The 19,342-nt window shown below is 53.0% G+C and carries 18 protein-coding genes; 16 read left to right on the forward strand and 2 right to left on the reverse strand.

Features of this window, described 5'->3' with window-relative positions; translation table 11 throughout:
* The first annotated feature begins 30 nt into the window (after positions 1 to 30).
* The 11 genes from CHH75_RS09415 to CHH75_RS09465 all read left to right on the forward strand — a co-directional run bounded on the left by CHH75_RS09415 (position 31) and on the right by CHH75_RS09465 (position 13,434).
* Positions 31 to 2,805 (forward strand): stalk domain-containing protein, encoded by a 2,775-nt coding sequence (locus CHH75_RS09415; RefSeq protein ID WP_095398035.1) that lies wholly within the window; start codon positions 31 to 33, stop codon positions 2,803 to 2,805.
* A gap of 343 nt (positions 2,806 to 3,148) precedes the next feature.
* Complete coding sequence (locus CHH75_RS09420) at positions 3,149 to 3,619, forward strand: Fur family transcriptional regulator (RefSeq protein WP_095263383.1); 471 nt, start codon at positions 3,149 to 3,151, stop codon at positions 3,617 to 3,619.
* Positions 3,616 to 3,870, forward strand: coding sequence for a membrane protein insertion efficiency factor YidD (yidD, locus tag CHH75_RS09425; RefSeq protein WP_095263384.1), 255 nt, complete (start codon positions 3,616 to 3,618; stop codon positions 3,868 to 3,870). The genes CHH75_RS09420 and yidD overlap by 4 nt, the downstream gene beginning before the upstream one ends.
* Positions 3,871 to 4,274: 404 nt before the next feature.
* Positions 4,275 to 6,266, forward strand: a complete 1,992-nt coding sequence (gene metG, locus CHH75_RS09430) for a methionine--tRNA ligase (RefSeq protein ID WP_095263385.1) — start codon at positions 4,275 to 4,277, stop codon at positions 6,264 to 6,266.
* Positions 6,267 to 6,460: 194 nt separating this feature from the next.
* On the forward strand, positions 6,461 to 7,636 hold the full coding sequence (locus CHH75_RS09435; protein ID WP_095263386.1) for a metal ABC transporter solute-binding protein, Zn/Mn family: 1,176 nt from the start codon (positions 6,461 to 6,463) through the stop codon (positions 7,634 to 7,636).
* A 90-nt stretch (positions 7,637 to 7,726) separates the two neighbouring features.
* On the forward strand, positions 7,727 to 8,476 hold the full coding sequence (locus CHH75_RS09440) for a metal ABC transporter ATP-binding protein (RefSeq protein WP_095263387.1): 750 nt from the start codon (positions 7,727 to 7,729) through the stop codon (positions 8,474 to 8,476).
* A gap of 31 nt (positions 8,477 to 8,507) precedes the next feature.
* On the forward strand, positions 8,508 to 9,317 hold the full coding sequence (locus tag CHH75_RS09445) for a metal ABC transporter permease (RefSeq protein ID WP_095263388.1): 810 nt from the start codon (positions 8,508 to 8,510) through the stop codon (positions 9,315 to 9,317).
* A gap of 15 nt (positions 9,318 to 9,332) precedes the next feature.
* Positions 9,333 to 10,046, forward strand: coding sequence for a cytochrome c biogenesis CcdA family protein (locus tag CHH75_RS09450; protein ID WP_095263389.1), 714 nt, complete (start codon positions 9,333 to 9,335; stop codon positions 10,044 to 10,046).
* 192 nt (positions 10,047 to 10,238) lie between these two features.
* Positions 10,239 to 10,664, forward strand: a complete 426-nt coding sequence (mntR, locus tag CHH75_RS09455; protein WP_095263390.1) for a transcriptional regulator MntR — start codon at positions 10,239 to 10,241, stop codon at positions 10,662 to 10,664.
* 172 nt (positions 10,665 to 10,836) lie between these two features.
* Positions 10,837 to 12,441: a family 10 glycosylhydrolase gene (locus CHH75_RS09460; protein ID WP_095398036.1), complete on the forward strand. Its 1,605-nt coding sequence runs from the start codon at positions 10,837 to 10,839 to the stop codon at positions 12,439 to 12,441.
* Positions 12,442 to 12,504: 63 nt separating this feature from the next.
* Entirely contained in the window at positions 12,505 to 13,434 is a 930-nt protein-coding gene (locus CHH75_RS09465; protein ID WP_095263392.1) for a patatin-like phospholipase family protein, read from the forward strand.
* A gap of 106 nt (positions 13,435 to 13,540) precedes the next feature.
* Here the strand turns inward: CHH75_RS09465 and CHH75_RS09470 are convergent, their stop codons facing one another.
* Both CHH75_RS09470 and CHH75_RS09475 read right to left on the reverse strand, forming a co-directional pair.
* Entirely contained in the window at positions 13,541 to 13,870 is a 330-nt protein-coding gene (locus CHH75_RS09470; RefSeq protein WP_095263393.1) for a hypothetical protein, read from the reverse strand.
* Positions 13,871 to 13,877: 7 nt separating this feature from the next.
* Positions 13,878 to 14,876 carry a DUF1385 domain-containing protein gene (locus CHH75_RS09475; RefSeq protein WP_095263394.1) on the reverse strand — a complete coding sequence of 333 codons (999 nt, stop codon included), beginning with the start codon at positions 14,874 to 14,876 and terminating at the stop codon, positions 13,878 to 13,880.
* Between the two features lie 174 nt (positions 14,877 to 15,050).
* Here CHH75_RS09475 and CHH75_RS09480 point away from each other — a divergent pair, with 174 nt between their 5' ends.
* The 5 genes from CHH75_RS09480 (at position 15,051) to CHH75_RS09500 (ending at position 19,330) form a co-directional block, all read left to right on the forward strand.
* Positions 15,051 to 15,548, forward strand: a complete 498-nt coding sequence (locus CHH75_RS09480; protein ID WP_095263395.1) for a YqhR family membrane protein — start codon at positions 15,051 to 15,053, stop codon at positions 15,546 to 15,548.
* Between the two features lie 98 nt (positions 15,549 to 15,646).
* Positions 15,647 to 16,096, forward strand: a complete 450-nt coding sequence (gene aroQ / locus CHH75_RS09485) for a type II 3-dehydroquinate dehydratase (protein ID WP_095263396.1) — start codon at positions 15,647 to 15,649, stop codon at positions 16,094 to 16,096.
* A 41-nt stretch (positions 16,097 to 16,137) separates the two neighbouring features.
* A complete protein-coding gene (locus CHH75_RS09490) occupies positions 16,138 to 17,211 on the forward strand; it encodes a M24 family metallopeptidase (protein WP_095263397.1) in 1,074 nt (357 codons plus the stop codon).
* Between the two features lie 45 nt (positions 17,212 to 17,256).
* The gene (gene efp / locus CHH75_RS09495) at positions 17,257 to 17,814 is read left to right on the forward strand and encodes an elongation factor P (RefSeq protein ID WP_095263398.1); all 558 of its coding nucleotides are present in this window, start codon (positions 17,257 to 17,259) and stop codon (positions 17,812 to 17,814) included.
* 262 nt (positions 17,815 to 18,076) lie between these two features.
* On the forward strand, positions 18,077 to 19,330 hold the full coding sequence (locus CHH75_RS09500) for an aspartate kinase (RefSeq protein ID WP_095398037.1): 1,254 nt from the start codon (positions 18,077 to 18,079) through the stop codon (positions 19,328 to 19,330).
* The last annotated feature ends 12 nt before the right edge of the window (positions 19,331 to 19,342 follow it).

Raw genomic sequence — 19,342 nt, forward strand, 5'->3', positions numbered from 1 at the left:
CAACTATAACGTGCAATAAAGGAGCAAATGATGAATTTTAGAAGATTTACGATGATTACCGTGCTTGCTGCGGCCCAGGTCATGAGCACTGTACCCGTAGTAGCAGAATCACAGGATTGGACAACAACGACGGTATCATCAAGCAATACCGTGCCTTCATCTCTTGAAGAAGATCCGAGCAGCTTGACCGGGGAGTCCGGCCTTGCGGATGGTGTGTCAGCAGATATGGAGTCCCCGGCCAGTGAAGGGTTCACGGCTGTCGATGGAGCAGAAGTTGTGTCACACGATGGCGATCTGTCCGGCGGAGAAACGGATGAAGCATCTGTGAGCCATTCGGACGCTACGGAGCAGGAGTCGATCACCTCGGAGCCAAGCGAAGGAGAGCCTGCAACGGAGTCCGGTCAAACGGAAGGGACCGCGGCGAATTCTCAGGCAGTGGCCACAAGCTCTGCAAGCGGTTTAGCGGCAGCGTCTGCCCCTAATAGCCTGGTGCTGCTGATGAACAGCGACGTCATGTACCACAATGGTGAGAAGTTTACGGCCGGCCAGCCGATGGCAGTGAAGAACGGCGTATCCTATGTAGCGATCCGCGCGATGGTAGAACGGGCCGGATTGACGTTAAGGTATGATAACCAGACGAAAGAAACAATCATTCTGAAAAATGGCAATGAGCTTCGCTTCACGAACGGAAGCAGCAACTATAAAGTGAACGGCGAGACCCGTGCGATGAGGGGCACAGCCTATATGTCGAACAATGTGTTCATGGTGCCGCTGACGGCGATTACGCAGGCACTTGGCATTCCGTACTCCGTTGATCAGCCGGGCAAGCGGGTCATTCTGGACCTTGCGCGAATGGAAAGCGGCAGTGGACAGCCTGGGGGAGGCACGGCCAACCCGGGAACCGGAACGCCGAATATTCCGGGCGTTGGACCGCATGATTTGGTTCTGTATATGAACAGTGCCAGAATGGTGCAAAACGGCCGGGAATACACCGCCGGTCAACCGATGGCAGTCACAAACGGCGTGTCCTACGTGGCGATTCGGGCGCTGGTGGACCGGGTTGGCTTGCGGCTAACCTACGACAACACCACGAAGGAAACGATCATTACACGCGGCAATGACGTGCTGCGCTTTAAAACGAACAGCAATGTGTACACCGTCAATGGTCAGCAAAGAACGATGAAAGGCGCAGCATACCAATCGAACAATGTGTTCATGGTGCCGCTGACCTCCATCACGCAAGCGCTGGACATTCCGTATCGGGTGGATCAGCCGAACAAACGGGTCATTCTCAACGTTTCTACCAAGCCGATCGCCTCCTTTACGGTTCAGCCGGGCGGGATTTTTGCCGGACAGACCCGGGTGCGGTATTCCACTAGCGCACACTCTCCAGTCGGCTTGGATATCGTGGATGAGCGCTGGGAAGGACGTCAGGACCTGTTTCATGAACCGGGCCTGCATACCGTTTCCTATTCCGTTCAGGATTCGAGCGGACAGTGGAGCGATCCGTACTATGTGAACATTGAAGTCAAGGCGCCGAATACACCGCCTGTCGCCATGTTTATGACAGACAAGAAAGAGTATAAAATCGGCGAGAAAATTACGTACATCAATCAAAGCTATGACCGCGATCCTGGCGATGAGATCACCTACCGCTGGGAGAATAACGAACCAGCCTTCTTTACGGCTGGACGTCATACGGTAACGCTTGTCGTCACCGACAGCCATGGAGCGACCTCCAGCTATCAGCAGGTTATTCAGGTCTCCAGCGAGGTGATGTACACCCGCGATGAATTCAATCATATGTTTACCGAAATCGGGGACAAGTTCACATTCAACGGGCTGGAGGTTCCGTCGATGAATCTCGTGCCGATTACCCGAAGATCGGAGCCTGCGCTTCTGATCCGAAGCAATTCGCCTGAAACGGTGTACCGGGAGGGTATCGTGTACCGTGAGGTTGGCGTTGGCAACACGCGGTTCATGATCCACCATTTGAACGCTACAGGCAAGCGAATGAAAATGTACGTGGTGGCCACCAACATCAACAACACCCCAGCACGGATCACTACCCAATACACCGGCATGGGCGGTCCGATTGATATTCCGACGGCTACTGGGCGGGCATCCGTTCAGCGCTATCTCGAGTCGATGCAGTCCGCGGACAGCTTCAAGACCATCTCGCTGGCGCCGGGTGAGAGCAGAGTTATCCTGGATGATTTGAGCAGACAGTCGCTTGCGAACGGACATGTGGTCTCCATGTTTGCCGATCTGTATACCGACTCGCCGATCCGTTACGATGTCATTATGATCGATGAGGCGAAGGACCCGATCCAGAAGCTGCCTCATCTCATTTTGCAGCCGGTTGACGGCGTGCATAACAGAGGAACCTATGCGGATGCAACGCGCATCATTGAGACTTATGAACGGGTGGGCGATACGCCGGCCAGAATTGCGATCGGCGATCGCGTTAATGATCCGAACCTGGAAGGCTTTGATGGCATCACTGGCGTTCCGCAGTCCAATTCCGGCAACTTTGGTGTGCTGTACAAAATCAAGCTCCATCGCGTCGCCCCGAACACGCTGATCACGCTGAATCCGCGTGGAGGCAGATACATGGGCGCAGTGATGGTCAACGGCAACATTATCAACGTGCCGAACAGCGGGGCGGTAGCCGCACCGCATGAAGCAACCGTGCTCTATCGCACAGGGGATTATGAGCGGAGCGTAGAGATTCTGTTCACTGCTGCCCCAGGCAGCAGCTTGCCGGTCAATCTGCTGCTCCAGCCGCTTCCGGAAAGCAAGTAAGCGCTGGTAGGTATGAGCCGCCTGCGGTGATAAGAACTGTACGCATGCCCTTTTACCTTTATCCTAGGATAGAATTCCGCACCCTCCGTTACAGAACGGGGGGTGTTTTCGTATTTTCGAGATGCCCGGCCATCAGGCAATAAGGCCGTTCATTGACGATACTATCATTTTCAGGCATTATTAAGGGAGAATTGTGCACGTCTTTTGGTGCGGCTTTCTACTTGTAATTGAGCGTTCATGCCGATTTGGTAGACGGGTTGCTTTAAAAATCGGAAGAGGCCGGTACCGAAATTGATAATAGTCTGAAAGAACGAGCATCGACAGAAATGGAGGTCAGCCGCGTATGCTTACGACAGATCAGATCATCGAAGCCATGTCGGAACACGGGCTGCGCATTACCGATCAGCGGAAGACGCTCGCCAAGCTGTTTGGCGAACATTCGGGATATTTGACGGCCAAGGATGTATATGAATATATGGGGCAGAAGTACAGCGGGCTCAGCTTTGATACCGTCTATCGCAATTTGCGCGTTTTGAACGATCTGGGAGTTCTGGAGCAAGTCGTCTTCGAAGAAGGGGTCAAGTTCAGAGGTCGCTGCAGCGAAGATCATCACCATCATCACATGATCTGCCTGCAATGTCAGAAGACGTATCCGATTACGTTCTGTCCGATGCAGCTGACAGACGCTCCGGATGATTTCCAGGTTGTACAGCATAAATTCGAGGTGTTTGGCTACTGCCGCGAATGCGGACAGGAAGAGGGGGGCAAGCCGATGTCAGGCGTCGGCGCGGCCAGACGGGATGAGCGGGGATGAAGGCGGCGCGCAGGGTGGTTCAAGTTCCAATCCATGTATACCGGAAATACATTTCGCCGCTCAAACCGGCGACCTGCAGATTTTACCCGACCTGTTCGGCCTATGCGCTGGAAGCCATTGAGGTGCACGGAGCGCTGAAGGGCTCCTGGCTGGCGGCCAAGCGAATCGCCAAATGCCATCCATTCCATCCGGGCGGAATCGACCTGGTTCCACCGCCCGGCGGCCAGAAAACACGGGTGGAAGCGGAATAGTACGGCATCGCTTGACATCGTGGATAGAGCTTTAATAAAATAAATATAATAAAAATATCGATATCCGAGGAAGAGATAAGTACGAAACGACAAGCCTTGTACAGAGAGCCGGGGAAGCTGCAAACCGGTCTTGGCTGATTTCGGAAAATGGTCTTGGAGGATCCGCTTTTGAGCGCTTGCAGCATCTGCCTGAAGCTGCCGTAAAGGAGCGGCGTGATCCAGCGTTAATGGACAGCCGTTATGCGCGGCTGATGAGCCTGCGGTCTGTCAAGGACGCAGGGAAATTGGGTGGTAACACGTGAGATCAACTCTCGTCCCATAGGGGGCGGGAGTTTTTTGCTGTTCTGCAGCAAGCAGGTCAAATTTCACAATCAATTCAATTCAGCGCAAAGGGATGGTGCCAAGTGACAGACAAGAAGACGTTTTATATTACGACGCCGATCTATTATCCGAGTGACAAGCTCCATATCGGGCATGCTTACACAACGGTGGCGGGGGATGCGATTGCCCGGTACAAGCGTCTGCGCGGCTATGACGTCCGTTATCTGACGGGGACGGATGAGCATGGACAGAAGATCGAGCGCAAAGCGCAAGAGGCTGGCAAGACACCGCAGCAGTTCGTGGATGACATCGTGGCTGGCATCAAGGAGCTGTGGAAGAAGCTGGATATTTCGAATGAAGACTTTATTCGGACGACGGAGAAGCGTCATACGAGCGTCGTACAGGACGTGTTCGAGCGGCTTCTGAAGCAGGGCGACATTTATAAAGGCGAATATGAAGGCTGGTATTGTACCCCGTGTGAATCGTTCTTTATGGAGCGGCAGCTTGTGGACGGCAAATGCCCGGACTGCGGCCGCCCAGTAGAACTGGTCAAGGAAGAAAGCTATTTCTTCCGGATGAGCAAATATGTCGATCGTCTGCTGCAATATTATGAAGAGAATCCGGACTTCATTCAGCCGATTTCCCGCAAGAATGAAATGATCAACAACTTCATCAAGCCGGGGCTGGAGGATCTCTCGTTTTCCCGTACAACCTATGAATGGGGCGTCAAGGTCAAGAGTGATCCGAAGCATGTGATCTATGTATGGATCGATGCATTGCTGAACTATGTGACGGCGCTTGGCTACGGTTCAGAGGACAGCTCGCTGTATGAGCGGTACTGGCCGGCGGATGTTCATCTGATGAGCAAGGAGATCGTCCGTTTCCATACGATTTACTGGCCAATCATCTTGATGGCGCTGGATATGCCGCTGCCGAAGAAGGTGTTCGCACACGGCTGGCTGCTGATGAAGGATGGCAAAATGTCCAAGTCTAAAGGCAATGTCGTTGATCCGGTCACGATGATCGACCGTTATGGCCTCGATGCGCTGCGCTATTACTTGCTGCGCGAGGTTCCATTCGGGGCGGACGGCACGTTTACGCCGGAAAGCTTTGTAGAGCGCGTGAATTCCGATCTGGCCAACGATCTGGGCAACCTGCTGAATCGTACAGTCGCTATGGTAGATAAATATTTCGGCGGAGAGGTTCCGGCTTTCCGCGCGGGAGTTACGGCGTTTGATGCGTCGCTGGAAGAAGCGGCGCAGGCTGTCTATGACAAAGTGGAAGCCGCTATGGAGAATATGGAGTTCTCCGTGGCCTTGACGGCGATCAGCCAATTCGTGAGCCGCAGCAACAAGTATATTGATGAGACACAGCCTTGGACCTTGGCGAAGGATGAGAGCAAGCGCGAGGAGCTGGCTTCTGTCATGAGCCATCTGGTGGAGTCGCTGCGGATTGCCTCGATTCTGCTGCAGCCGTTCCTGACCCGCACCCCTCGCAAAATTTGGGCGCAGCTCGGCATCGAGGAAGGCGAGCGGACCGCATGGGACAGCGGCCGCACATTGGGGGCTATTCCGGGCGGCACTAAGCTGCACAAGGGAGATCCAATCTTCCCGCGCCTTGACCCGGAAGTCGAAGTGGCCTACATTGCCAGCGCCATGACCGGCGGGGCGGCAGCTTCTGCATCCGAAGGTGAAGGCGGCAAGAATCCGGCTGCTGGCAGTGAAACAGCAGCGGAGCCAGTGGAGCTTAAAGAGGAGATCGGCATCGAGGATTTTGCGAAGGTGGAGCTGCGTGTCGCCCAGGTTATCGCCTGTGAGCCGGTGAAGAAGGCGGATAAACTGCTCAAGCTGCAGCTGGATCTCGGCTTTGAGCAGCGCCAGGTGGTATCCGGCATCGCGAAATTTTACAAGCCGGAGGAGCTGGTCGGTCGCAAGGTGATCTGTGTGACGAACCTGAAGCCGGTCAAGCTGAGAGGAGAGCTGTCTCAGGGCATGATTCTGGCGGCCTCCGAAGGAGAACAGCTGACGCTGGCTACGGTGCCGGACAGCATGCCTAATGGCGCGGTTGTTAAATAAACGGCTCATCGTGAAGCCTTATATGGAAGCGGAATGCCTTGGCCAAGGCATTCCGCTTTTTTTGCCGGAGGCAGCTCTGGCTATGAATGAGCATTAATAGTAACCGTTACGATTTATGTTGACTTGGCTCATGTTTGCTCTTATAATCTTGATAGTAATCATTACGATTAGTTGATGGGAGCGGAGTTTGAGTTATGAAGAGACAGAAAAAAGCAACATGGATGTCAGCCATCCTGCTGACGATTATCCTCGCGATCACCGGCTGTGGAAACAGCTCGGGAGGCATTGTGGAAGGCAAAGTCAACGTGATTACAACATTTTATCCGATATATGAGTTTGCCAAGGAAATCGGCGGCGAAGATGCGAATGTAATCAGTTTGCTGCCTACGGGAGTGGAGCCCCATGATTGGACGCCGAAGAGTCAGGACATCCTGAACACGTCCAAAGCGCAGCTGTTCCTGTACAATGGAGCCGGGCTGGAGGGCTGGGTTCCAGGGTTCCTGAAAGGGCTGAACAAGGATTCCGAGGTGAAGGCGGTTGAAGTCAGCCAAGGGATCCAATTGATTAACGCCGAGGGAGACGACGGTCATAATCATGGCGGAGCCGTAGAGGATCCGGGACATGAGGAAGATAACCACGCTCATGATGACCATGCTCATGACGATCACCAGCACGAGACTGGCGATCATGCCCATGAAGATGAGCATGATCATGAGCATGAAGGTCATGACCACGCTCATGAAGAAGAACATGCCGGGGATGATCACAGTCATGAGGCGGAAGCGGATCACGCAGCTGAAGAAGACACAGGCGCAGACACATCCGGCGACGGTCACAATCACAGCCATCACACCGACCCCCACACTTGGGTAAGCCCGAAATCGGCGCTCATTATGGCTGAGAACATCAAGAACAGTCTGATCGAGGTGGACCCTGCGAACAAGGAAGGCTATGAGCAGCGATTTGAAGCGCTCCAGCAGAAGCTGATCAAGCTGGATCAAGATTTTGAGACCGAGCTGTCTGCCTTGCCGAAAAAAGATATCGTCGTTTCACACCAGGCCTTCGGATATTTGGCTCGCGACTACGGACTGACACAGCATGCGATCATGGGCTTGTCACCAGATGCGGAGCCAAGAGCGCAGGATATTGTCAAGCTTGCGAACATCGTCAGAGACAACCAAATTCGGTACGTGTTCTTTGAGGAACTGGTGTCTGACAAGATTGCCAAAATGCTTGCTTCTGAAGCCGGCGTCGACACGCTGGTGCTGAACCCGGTGGAAGGCCTGACGAAAGAGCAGGCGGAGCGCGGGGAAAACTACTTCACACTGATGGAGAAAAATTTGCAAAATCTGAAGAAGGCTTTACAATAAATAAGATGGGGATTCTAATCCCCATCTTACACTTTTTTTAAGACATGCATTCGAATATTCGATTTTATCCATAGAAAGGCGGCCAGATTTATGGAGCCGGAAGTACAGGATTGCCATCAATCCATCATACAATTAAACAAGGTTTCTTTCAGCTATAGAGACCAGCAGGTCATCCGCGATCTGAACTTCTCGGTCAAGGAGCGGGATTTTGTCGGGATCGTCGGCTCGAACGGCGCGGGAAAAACGACGCTGCTGCGCATGATTGTCGGGCTGCTGCCTGCTGCAGAAGGGGCGATTGAGCTGTTCGGCACACCGATCCGCAAATTCAAGGACTGGGAGCGCATCGGCTATGTTCCGCAAAAAAACGCATTTAACCCCTTGTTCCCTGCCACGGTGCGGGAGGTGGTGATGTCCGGCCTCTACAATCGCAAAAGCCTGTTCAAGCGCCTGTCCCGTCAGGACCAGCAGAAATGTGATGATGCGCTTGAGGTGATGCGTATTCAGGATATTGCGGACAAGCGGATCGGTGCGTTGTCCGGCGGACAGCAGCAGCGGGTCTTTCTGGCCCGGGCGCTGATCAACCGGCCGGATTTGCTCATTCTGGACGAACCGACGATCGGGATCGATGCGGAGACGCAGGCAGGTTTTTTTGATCTGATTACCCATATGCACGCCCGCCATCACATGACGTTCCTGATGGTGACCCATGATCTGGATATGGTGAAGGATTATTTGGGAGAATCCCCGGTCTCGCAGAACGGCAAAATCCAGTTCTTTGTCCGGCACTCGCATGAAATAGAGAACTGTGCGGAAGAGGATCTTCAGCATTCTCTCGTTTGATTGAACATCGTAGGTGAAGGAGACGTTATCATTGCTTGATATATTGTTTAGCGATTTTTTTCAGCGGGCGCTTGTCGGCGGCGTGTTGATCGGCATTACGGCACCGCTCATCGGGATGTTTCTCGTGCTGCGCCGGCTGTCCATGATCGGCGATACGCTGTCCCATGTGACCATCGCGGGCGTGGCGCTCGGCTTTCTGATTGAGGTATACCCGATCGCAGCCGGCCTCGTGTTTGCGGTGCTTGCGTCCTTTGCGATCGAGAAGCTCCGCAAGGCTTACAAAAGCTATGCCGAGCTGTCGATAGCCATCATCATGTCCGGCGGTGTGGCGCTGGCCTCCCTCTTCTTCACGCTGGGAATGGGGTACAACACCGATGTCATGAGTTATCTGTTCGGCAGCATCTACACGCTGGACACAACCGATATCTATATGGTAGCCGGCGTAACCGTGGTTGTCATTGCTGTCGTTGCGCTGCTGTTCAAGGAGTTTTTCCTGCTTAGCTTCGAGGAGGATGCCGCCAGTGTAAGCGGCTTGCCCGTGAAGATGATGAACATGCTGATCACGGTATTGACCGCGCTTGTTGTCAGCACAGCGATTAAAATCGTCGGCGCCCTACTTGTGTCCGCGCTGCTTACGATTCCGGTGGCAATCAGTCTGCTGCTCGCCAGAAGCTTCCGGTCCTCCATCATTTTGTCGGTGATCATCTCGGAGCTGGCTGTCATCGGAGGCTTGATGATGGCCGGACTGTTCAATCTGGCGCCAGGCGCCACAATTGTGCTGCTGCTGATTGCACTGCTTGTCATTACGATGCTGGGCAGAAAAGGTTTTACGACGACCTAAGGAGGGCTGATAGTCATGGCCGATATTCATATTGGAATTGCGTTTGCCGCGGGGCTCGCATCCTTTATCTCTCCCTGCTGTTTGCCTCTGTACCCTTCCTACCTGTCGATCATTACGGGGATGTCCGTCAATGATCTGAAGAATGAGCAAAGCCGCAAAGATGTCCGCTTCCGTACGATGACCCATACGCTGGCGTTCATCCTCGGCTTCTCGGCAGTGTATTACTCCCTCGGATGGGGCGCCGGACTGTTCGGCGAATTTTTTATCGAATACCAGGGACTGATCCGTCAGCTCTCCGCGCTGCTTATCGTGTTGATGGGACTTATGCTGTTAGGTATTTTTCAGCCGCGGATGCTGATGAAAGATTTTAAATTCAATTTTAAAGGCAAGCCGGCAGGATACATAGGCACCTTTTTGTTCGGGATCGGCTTTGCCGCAGGCTGGTCGCCTTGCGTCGGACCGATTCTGATGGCGATTATTGCGCTTGCTGCTACCGATCCGGGGACGTGGTTCCCGCTCATTACCGCTTACTCGCTGGGCTTTGCCGTGCCATTTTTTGTCCTGGCGTTTTTCATCGGATCCACCCGCTGGATTCTGAAGTACTCCCAGACGCTGATGAAGGTCGGCGGCGCATTGATGATTGTGATGGGGGTGCTGCTGTTCACGAACCAGATGTTCCGGATTACGATCTGGCTCCAGAGCATTACGCCGGAGTGGCTTAAATTTTGACAGATTGATGTCATTAGCATTTTACAAGTTTTAGCGGGCGCTGCAGCAGCGTTGTTTCGGACAAGAAATGGGCTTGCTTTCAGCCAGAAAAAGGTTCCGGGACTTGCCAACTAGTCTTCAAACCATGTATCATTACAGGTGCGGGTAGAACGGTTTTGAAGGGTCACGTAATTATAGAAAAGAGGGAAAAGGATGCCGACACCTAGCATGGAGGATTATTTGGAGCGCATCTACAAATTGATCGACGAGAAGGGATATGCGCGCGTTTCGGATATCGCCGAAGGCTTGGAGGTTCACCCCTCATCCGTCACGAAAATGATTCAAAAGCTGGATAAAGATGAATATCTGATCTATGAAAAATACCGCGGGCTGGTATTAACGAACAAAGGTAAGAAGATGGGCAAGCGGCTTATGGAACGGCATCATTTGCTGGAGGAATTTCTGGAGATGATCGGCGTTCAGGAGGAAAATATTTACCGTGATGTCGAAGGAATCGAGCATCATTTGAGCTGGGATTCCATTATGAGAATTGAAACGCTTGTCGAATATTTCAAGCGTGACGAGAATCGACTTCAGGAATTGCGTGACATTCATAACGAATTAGTCAACGAATCGTAATGTGGCATCTGTCGCCTGTGACAGGTGCCCTTTTCCTAACATGACGGAAAGTGCTTTCTAATGCAGCGGCTCATGCCCGGTTCCTTAGAGAGGTCGCCTTGGGGGCGCCTTTTCGTTCACTCTCTGCACTCTTCATCCACCTGCAAATTTTGTTTTGAAAGGAATTTATATCATGAGGCTTCGAAGATGGTTATTGGTACTGATGATGTTGTTATTATGTATCCCTTCTGTAATTCCGACTGCACAAGCACAGTCAGCAGGCATTAGCATTTATCTGGATGGACAAAGATTGAACAGCGATACATCCCCCTACATACTTCCTAAAGTATATGTAACCATGGTGCCGACCCGGATAATCAGCGAAGGCATCGGTGCGAGCGTAACTTGGAATCAGGCTTCGAAAACCGCAATGATCCGCAAGGATGGCTCGGTCATTACGTTAACGTCAGGCAGAACGACAGCTACCGTCAACGGAGCAGCGGTGCCGCTTGACGCATCGGTGGAGATCCGAAACGGAAGAATCATGGTGCCGATCCGGTTCATCAGTGAGAATCTCGGCTTGAGGGTATCCTGGAACCAGGCAGCTCAGCGCATCGATCTGTACAGCAGAATCGTTAGCCCGCCCGTACAGCCGGTACAGCCAGGACAACCGGGAGAGCCCGGGGCGCCAGCTTCGGATGAAATAAGAGGCGCATGGATATCCACGGTGTACAACCTGGATTGGCCCGTGGCTGGAAGCAGTGTGCAGCAGCAGCAAGCGGATTATATTCGCATGATTGACGAGCTGCAGCGCACGGGCATCAATACCGTCTATGTGCAGGTTCGTCCTGCAGGGGACGCTTTGTATCCGTCAGCGCTGGTGCCTTGGTCCAAGACGGTCAGCGGCACTCAGGGCGTCGATCCGGGCTATGATCCGGTGGCCTTTATGATCGAAGAGACGCATAAGCGAGGCATGGAATTTCACGCTTGGTTCAACCCGTTCCGGGCGAACACGGCTGCCAATGTGACGGGGCTTGACCCGAGGCATGTCGCGGTTGCACATCCGGAGTGGATTGTGAATACAGGCAATCAGCTGTATATTAATCCCGGCATTCCGGCAGCAAGACAACATATCATTGACGTCATTATGGAAGTGGTCAACCGCTATGATATCGACGGCGTTCACCTGGATGATTACTTCTACCCGTCGAATACGGTGTTTCATGATGAGGCAGCTTACCAGACTTACAATCAGGGGGTTTACCGCAACATCGGCGACTGGCGCCGGGGGAACATCAACCTGTTTGTAAGCGGACTGAAGGACAGCATCCATCATGTCAAACCGGATGTGAAGTTTGGCATCAGTCCGTTCGGCGTGTGGCGCAATCAGTCCACCGATGCAAGCGGATCGGAGACCAGTGCAGGCGTCACCGCCTATGACAGCATGTATGCTGACGTTCGGGCCTGGATCCGCAACGGATGGGTCGACTACGTGGCTCCGCAGATCTACTGGAGCATGAGCAACCCGGCGGTCGATTACGATGTGCTTGTCGACTGGTGGGTGAGGGAAGTGAGCGGAACCGATGTCGATCTGCTGATCGGGCATGCGGCATACAAGCTGGGCACCTCGGAGATTGGCTGGCAAAGCGCGTCAGAGATTATCAATCAGCTGCGTTATAACCAACAATACAGTGAAATCAAAGGCAGCATCTTCTTCAGAGCAGAAAATATACTAAGCAATTCTTTGGGACTTAAAGATCAATTGCAATCATATTACAGATCATCGGCACGTCCTTGAGGTATGAATACTCCCCCGTTCTCATACATAGTCAATAGACTATGTGAGGCGGGGGATTTTCATATGCAAATAAACGCTGTATTTGAAGGCGGGGGAGTCAAAGGAATCTCGCTTGCAGGAGCTGTCAAGGCAGCAGAGACTGCCGGGATTCAATTCAGCAGGGTGGCAGGCACGTCTTCAGGCTCCATCGTTGCCTCAGTACTGGCCGCAGGGTATACAGCGGATGAGATGAAGCTGATCATTGAGAGCACGCCTTTTCATTCCTTGCTGAAGCGGGCTCCGATTTTCAATGCCAAAATCGTAGGCCCGGCGCTTCGGGTGCTGATCAAGAGAGGCCTGTATTCCGGTGAGGCGCTGGAGAGCTGGATCCGCAACATTTTGCTGGAGAAAGGGATGTTGACCTTTTCAGATATACCGTCCGGGAAACTGTACATTGTCGCTTCGGACATTACGAATGGCAGACTGCTGGTGCTGCCTGATGACTTGCGCCATTACGGCATTAATCCGTCCACGTTTCCGGTCGCCAAGGCCGTGCGCATGAGCTGCAGCATACCGTATTTTTTTGATCCGGTGATTCTTCGGCTGCTGGGACGGGCGGCGAAAGGCAAATCCTTCAACGAGCAGTTTGTTTACGTGGTTGACGGGGGCTTGCTCAGCAATTTCCCGCTGTGGCTGTTTGATAAAGATTCGCTGGGCGGACCGAAGCCGCTGCCGGTGATCGGCTTTCAGATGGTCGGGAAGAACAGCAATAAGCCGCGCGTCATTAACGGCCCGTTCAGCATGATGACGGCCATGTTCGAAACGATGCTGTCCGCCCATGATGAACGTTATATCGAGCAGAGGAACCGCAGCCGGACGATCAAAATACCGACGCTTGGCATCAGCACCACCCAATTCGATCTGACAAAAGAGGAAAGCGAAAGCCTGTACGCATCGGGGGTGCGCGCAGGGACGCAGTTTTTCTCCCGCTGGAAGGCGGAAGGAAGGCTATAGCGTCAACGAACCGGCAAGCGTATCGTATGACCACGCAACAAAAGAGGTGTCCTCAAGATCTTAGGATCTTGATGGACACCTCTTGCGGCTGCAGGGCCAGGATATGTTAATGATATTTCGGGAGATCGTCGGACGGATCGGATTTCCCTTTCTGGCCCTCGATAACCTGGAACGGATATTGCTTCCGTTTGGATGGCGGACTGCTTTTCCGGACACCGTTGTTTTTGGCAGCAAGCTTGGCGGCAGTACGCTTCGATGGCTTTACCTTCGGATGCCGTTTCGTTCGTGGAGGAAACTTGTAGAGCAGGTATACCACCCCGACGACAATGACCGGGATCAGAACATAGTTCCTCGTACTTGGGTTGAACAACATACTGATAATTCCGAGCGCTGCAAGCGTAATTGCAGTCCAAAAAATAATGGCATGCCTTCTCATGGATTACTCATCCTTTCGCGGGATCCAGCACACTCCCTGTCACAGATTGCGGAACGGTAACGTTCTCTTTCTCGTACTGAGCATCCAGTTCACGCATTCTGTTAAAGGATGCGATGGATACTTCAACTTGGTCATCGGTAGGCTCTTTCGTGGTCAGAAGCTGAAGCCACAGACCGGGATATCCAAGGTAGCGGAGCACTGGGACGTCTCTGAGCGCATTGGTCAGCTTGAGAAATTCGAAGGAAACGCCAAGCACGACCGGAAGCAGAACGATCCGCTGAACAATCCGTTCGGTCATATTGTCCCATGGAACCAGGGAATATACGGCCACGCCGAGCACGATGGTCAGCATCATGAAGCTGCTGCCGCAGCGGTAATGGAGGCGCGTATATTTTTGCACATTTTTCACCGTGAGCTCTTCACCGGCTTCGTATGCGCTAATGACCTTGTGCTCCGCACCGTGATACTGGAACAGTCTCTTGATGACAGGCGTTTGCGAGATGATCCACAGATACGCCAGCAATAAAATCAGCTTGATGACGCCTTCTATCAGATTACGCACAATGTAGTTGTCTAATGTGTTGCCAAATAAAAAATCCTCTACGAAAACAGGGACCAAGGTGAACAGAAGCTTGCCTAATATGAAGGACAGCACACTGACGGCGGCAACGCCGATAATCATGCTGAGGCTCCAGCCCGATTCTTCCTTCTCTTTCTGCTTTTCACGCTCCTCAGGCTCCAGCGTATCGTCAGCATAAGCATCAGCAGAGTAGTTCAAATGCTTGGAACCTTTAATGGAGGAATCTATGAGACTCACAATACCGCGGAGAAACGGAATCTTTCTGAGCTTCAGGACCCAAGCCTTGTCTTCGCGAGGAACCTCCAAAAATTTAATCTCGTCGTTCTTTCTCCGAACAGCCGTAACGTTGACATGCTTGCCGCCGAACATAACACCTTCGATGACAGCCTGACCGCCGTAGCTGACCGGGGTTGATTTTTGGGACAACCGGCTCACCCTCCTGAAATTCAATCTATGAAACCTATTGTAGCGAATTTTGAAAGTAATTTCTAGTTGGATTAGGCTGGGCGCGATCGGAGCATACTATAGCTTATTTCCATGAAAGAGCATCTTCCGGTAGTGGAGCCGGGAGTGCGGATGCATAGAGGAGGATGAAGCGACATGCATGAACGCCTGTTTCGACAGCAGTATCCGCATACGAATCCGATCGCTTTTGCGCTGGAGCTGGGCTACTATGCCGGGCTGATCTGGGGGGCGATCCGGTGGGTTTTTTATACGCTGAACTTTACGCAGGTGCTGCCGGGATTTCTGCTGGAGCCGTATTTCAAACATCGTTTCCTGAACAGCACAGCGGGACATTTGGCCGGATGGCTTGGCTTCATTGCCTTTTCGGTCATCGCCTCGCTGCTGTACGTATTTCTGTTTCGCAAGCTGAAGGGGCCTTGGCCCGGCATTGCATATGGGGCGGTCTGGTGGATCATGCTGTTCATCGTATTAAACCCGTGGCTGCAAATGACAAGGCCGGTCAAGCTGCTGACCTGGGATTCGAATATATCGGAGTTCTGCGTCTTTATTCTATGGGGGCTGTTTATCGGGTACACGACAGCTCAGGAATATACGGATGAAAAGCTGCGAGAGCCGAAGAAGATGATCAGCTAGAGAGGGCTCCCGCCTGCCCGAACAATAAAAACTTCTCAAGGCGATGCCCGCTATGGTAAAATAGCTTTTGGTTATTTGACGAAAAGGTGGGAAACCCTATGAAGTCCATATGGGTGATAAACGGACCGAATTTGAACCTGCTTGGCGTTCGGGAACCGGGAATCTACGGTTCGCTCAGCCTGCAGGCGATCGAAGAGTCATTGAGCAAACAGGCGGAACAAGCCGGTATCGGTATTACCTTCTTTCAGTCGAACCATGAAGGAGCGATCATTGACCGCATCCATGAAGCGATGGGCAAGGCCGACGGCATATTGCTGAACCCCGGTGCGCTGACCCACTACAGCTATGCGGTTCGCGATGCGATCAGCTCGGCGCGAATTCCGGTTGTGGAAGTTCATTTGTCGAATATTCACGCCCGTGAGGAATTTCGTCACAAGTCGGTCATCGCCCCGGTCGCTGTAGGGCAGATTGCAGGCTTTGGTGCAGACAGCTACAGTCTCGGACTGACGGCGCTGCTCCAGGTGCTGGATCGGCAGGAGGCCAAGTAACAGGCCTATTGATACGATCTGAGAGAGGAGATAGAAAAGATATGAGCAATCATCGAGTGACCAAGCTTCGCGAGAAGCTGCAGCAGGATGGATTGTCGGCCGTCTTGGTTGCAAGTCCGATCAACCGCCGTTATTTGTCCGGGTTTACCGGATCGGCCGGCTATGTACTCATCACCTTGAACGAGGCGTATCTGCTTACGGATTTCCGCTACATGACGCAGGCTCCCCAGCAGGCCAAAGGATTCAAGGTCGTTGAACATGGACCGAAGGTGATGGAGACGGTGAAGGAGCTTCTCGCTTCGGAGGGCATCACTTCCCTGGGCTTTGAGCAGGATCATGTTACATACGGCGTATATTCTACATACTCCGAGCAGCTGAATCCGATTCAGCTCGTAGCTACATCAGGCCTGGTGGAACAGCTGCGCATATTCAAGGACGCCGAGGAACTGCAGGTGATGCAGCGGGCGGCGGATTTGGCAGATAAGACGTTCAGCCATGTGCTGGGCATTCTGAAGCCGGGCTTAACCGAGCGTGAGATCGATCTGGAGATGGAAATGTTCATGCGTCAGCATGGCGCGACCGCCTCTTCGTTCGATACGATCGTGGCGTCCGGGGAACGCTCCGCGCTCCCTCATGGCGTGGCCAGCGAACGGGTCATTCAGGGCAATGAATTTGTCACTTTCGACTTTGGCGCGCTGCTGGACGGATACTGCTCGGATCTGACACGTACCGTGGCACTGGGCAACCCGGATCCGAAATTAAAGGAGATTTATGACATTGTGCTGGAGGCGCAGCTGCATGCGCTGGCCCATATCAAGCCGGGCATGACAGGACGCGAGGCCGACGCGCTTGCTCGCGATATCATTGACCGTTATGGCTATGGCGAGTATTTCGGTCACAGCACAGGTCATGGCCTTGGCATGGAAGTGCATGAGTCGCCGCGGCTGTCCAAGCTGAGCGACGATGTGCTGCAGCCAGGCATGGTGGTTACTGTAGAGCCTGGCATTTATCTCCCTGGACTCGGCGGGGTCCGGATCGAGGATGATATCGTCATCACGGAAACGGGTATACAGATCCTGACAAGCTCCAGCAAGGATTACACCGTACTTTCATGATGTGACCGCAGCTATTTATTTAACTATCCTTAGGAGGGATCTTCAGTGATTTCAGTTAACGATTTTAAAACAGGATTAACCGTAGAAGTGGAGGGCGATATCTATACCGTTCTCGATTTCCAGCATGTAAAGCCGGGTAAAGGTGCAGCGTTCGTTCGCTCCAAGCTGAAAAACCTGCGCAATGGCAACACCGTTGAAAAAACATTCCGCGCAGGCGAAACGATCGGCCGCGCTCAAATCGACAACCGCGGCGTTCAGTACCTGTATGCAAGCGGACAAGAGCATGTGTTCATGGATAACGAAACCTATGACCAGTTCAGCTTGACCAGCGAACAGCTGGAATGGGAACTGAACTTCCTGAAAGAGAATATGAATGTAAATATCATCAGCTATCAAGGCGAAATCCTCGGGATCAACCTGCCAAACAGCGTTGAACTGAAGGTTGTAGAAACCGAACCAGGCATCAAGGGCAACACAGCGACAGGAGCAACGAAGAATGCCCAGGTAGAGACGGGTCTGAACGTTCAGGTTCCGCTCTTTATTAACGAAGGCGATGTGCTTCTGATTGATACCCGTGACGGCAAGTACATCTCCCGTGCATAATGAAGACTTGGAAACCGCAAGCGGCGGCTTCCAGGCATCATGACGTGAGAGACTCCTGTACAGTGTACAGGGGTTTTTTGCGCAATTCCCGGAGGTCCTGCTGTCGTCCTTTCCAAGGGACGAACGGACGCCCAATTTATAACAGATAGCCGTCATTCATGCGAAAAACCTTGACGGAACAAGTCACTTTCGTATTATACTGTTTTAAAGTGAGAAACTGATGTGAGCAGATACAGATTCTATGTGGGGAGTGAAAGAAGCGTTGTCACTGTACGTCATGAAATTCGGAGGCAGTTCTGTAGGGGATACGGAACGGATGCAGCGCGTCGCCAAACGAATTGTAGAGAAGCAGGATGAAGGTCACCAATGCGTTGTCGTCGTGTCCGCCATGGGGGATACAACCGATGATTTGATCGATCAGGCGAAGCTATTAAACGACAATCCGCCGGCTCGGGAAATGGATATGCTGCTGACGACAGGGGAGCAGATTTCGATCTCCCTGTTGTCGATGGCGATTCACAGCCTCGGGCGCAAGGCGTTATCGTATACCGGCTGGCAGGCCGGATTCCTTACCGATTCCGTCCACAGCAAAGCGCGTATTGCCGACATTCATCCGGAGCGCGTGCTCAAAGCGCTGGATGAAGGGAACATCGTCATCGTAGCCGGCTTCCAGGGCATGTCCGAGGAAGGCGAAATTACGACGCTCGGCCGCGGCGGCTCGGATACGACGGCGGTTGCGCTTGCGGCGGCTATTGACGCTGACGTTTGCGAGATTTACACCGATGTGGACGGCGTGTACTCGACCGATCCGCGCGTTGTCAAATGCGCCAGAAAGCTGAATGAAATCTCCTATGACGAGATGCTGGAGCTTGCCAATCTCGGCGCTGCGGTCCTGCATCCGCGGGCGGTGGAGTATGCGAAGCACAATCAGGTGAAGCTGGTCGTCAGATCGAGCTTCAATTATAACGAAGGAACGGTTGTTAAGGAGGAAGCAAGCATGGAGCAGGGTGTGGTAGTCAGTGGAATTGCCTATGATAAGAACGTCGCCAGAATCAGCATTCTGGGGGTAGCCGATGTTCCGGGCGTGCTCGCCCAGATGTTCGGTGCCCTTGCCACAGAAGGGATCGACGTGGATATCATCGTGCAGAGCGGCGTGCAGAACGGAGAGGCGGATTTTGCGTTCACCGTCTCGCTTGAGGATCGGGAGCGGGCGCTTGCGGTCATTGAGAAAATCCGCGATCAGCTGCCGTACCGTGACGTGACCTCCGAGGATAACTTGGTGAAAGTATCCATCGTTGGCGCCGGCATGGTCAGCCATCCGGGCGTGGCCGCCCAGATGTTCGATGTCATCTCGAAACAGGGCGTCAGCATCAAGATGGTCAGCACGTCGGAGATCAAGGTGTCCTGCGTCATCGAGAGCGGCAATTTACAAAATGTCGTTCAGGCGCTTCATACCGCGTACGGACTGGACACGGATCAGCAGGCGGTTGTCGGCGGGCCTCAGGTACGCCGATAATACGCACCTCTA

The sequence above is a fragment of the Paenibacillus sp. 7541 genome (genome assembly GCF_002276395.1).
Taxonomy (GTDB): domain Bacteria; phylum Bacillota; class Bacilli; order Paenibacillales; family Paenibacillaceae; genus Paenibacillus_AQ; species Paenibacillus_AQ campinasensis.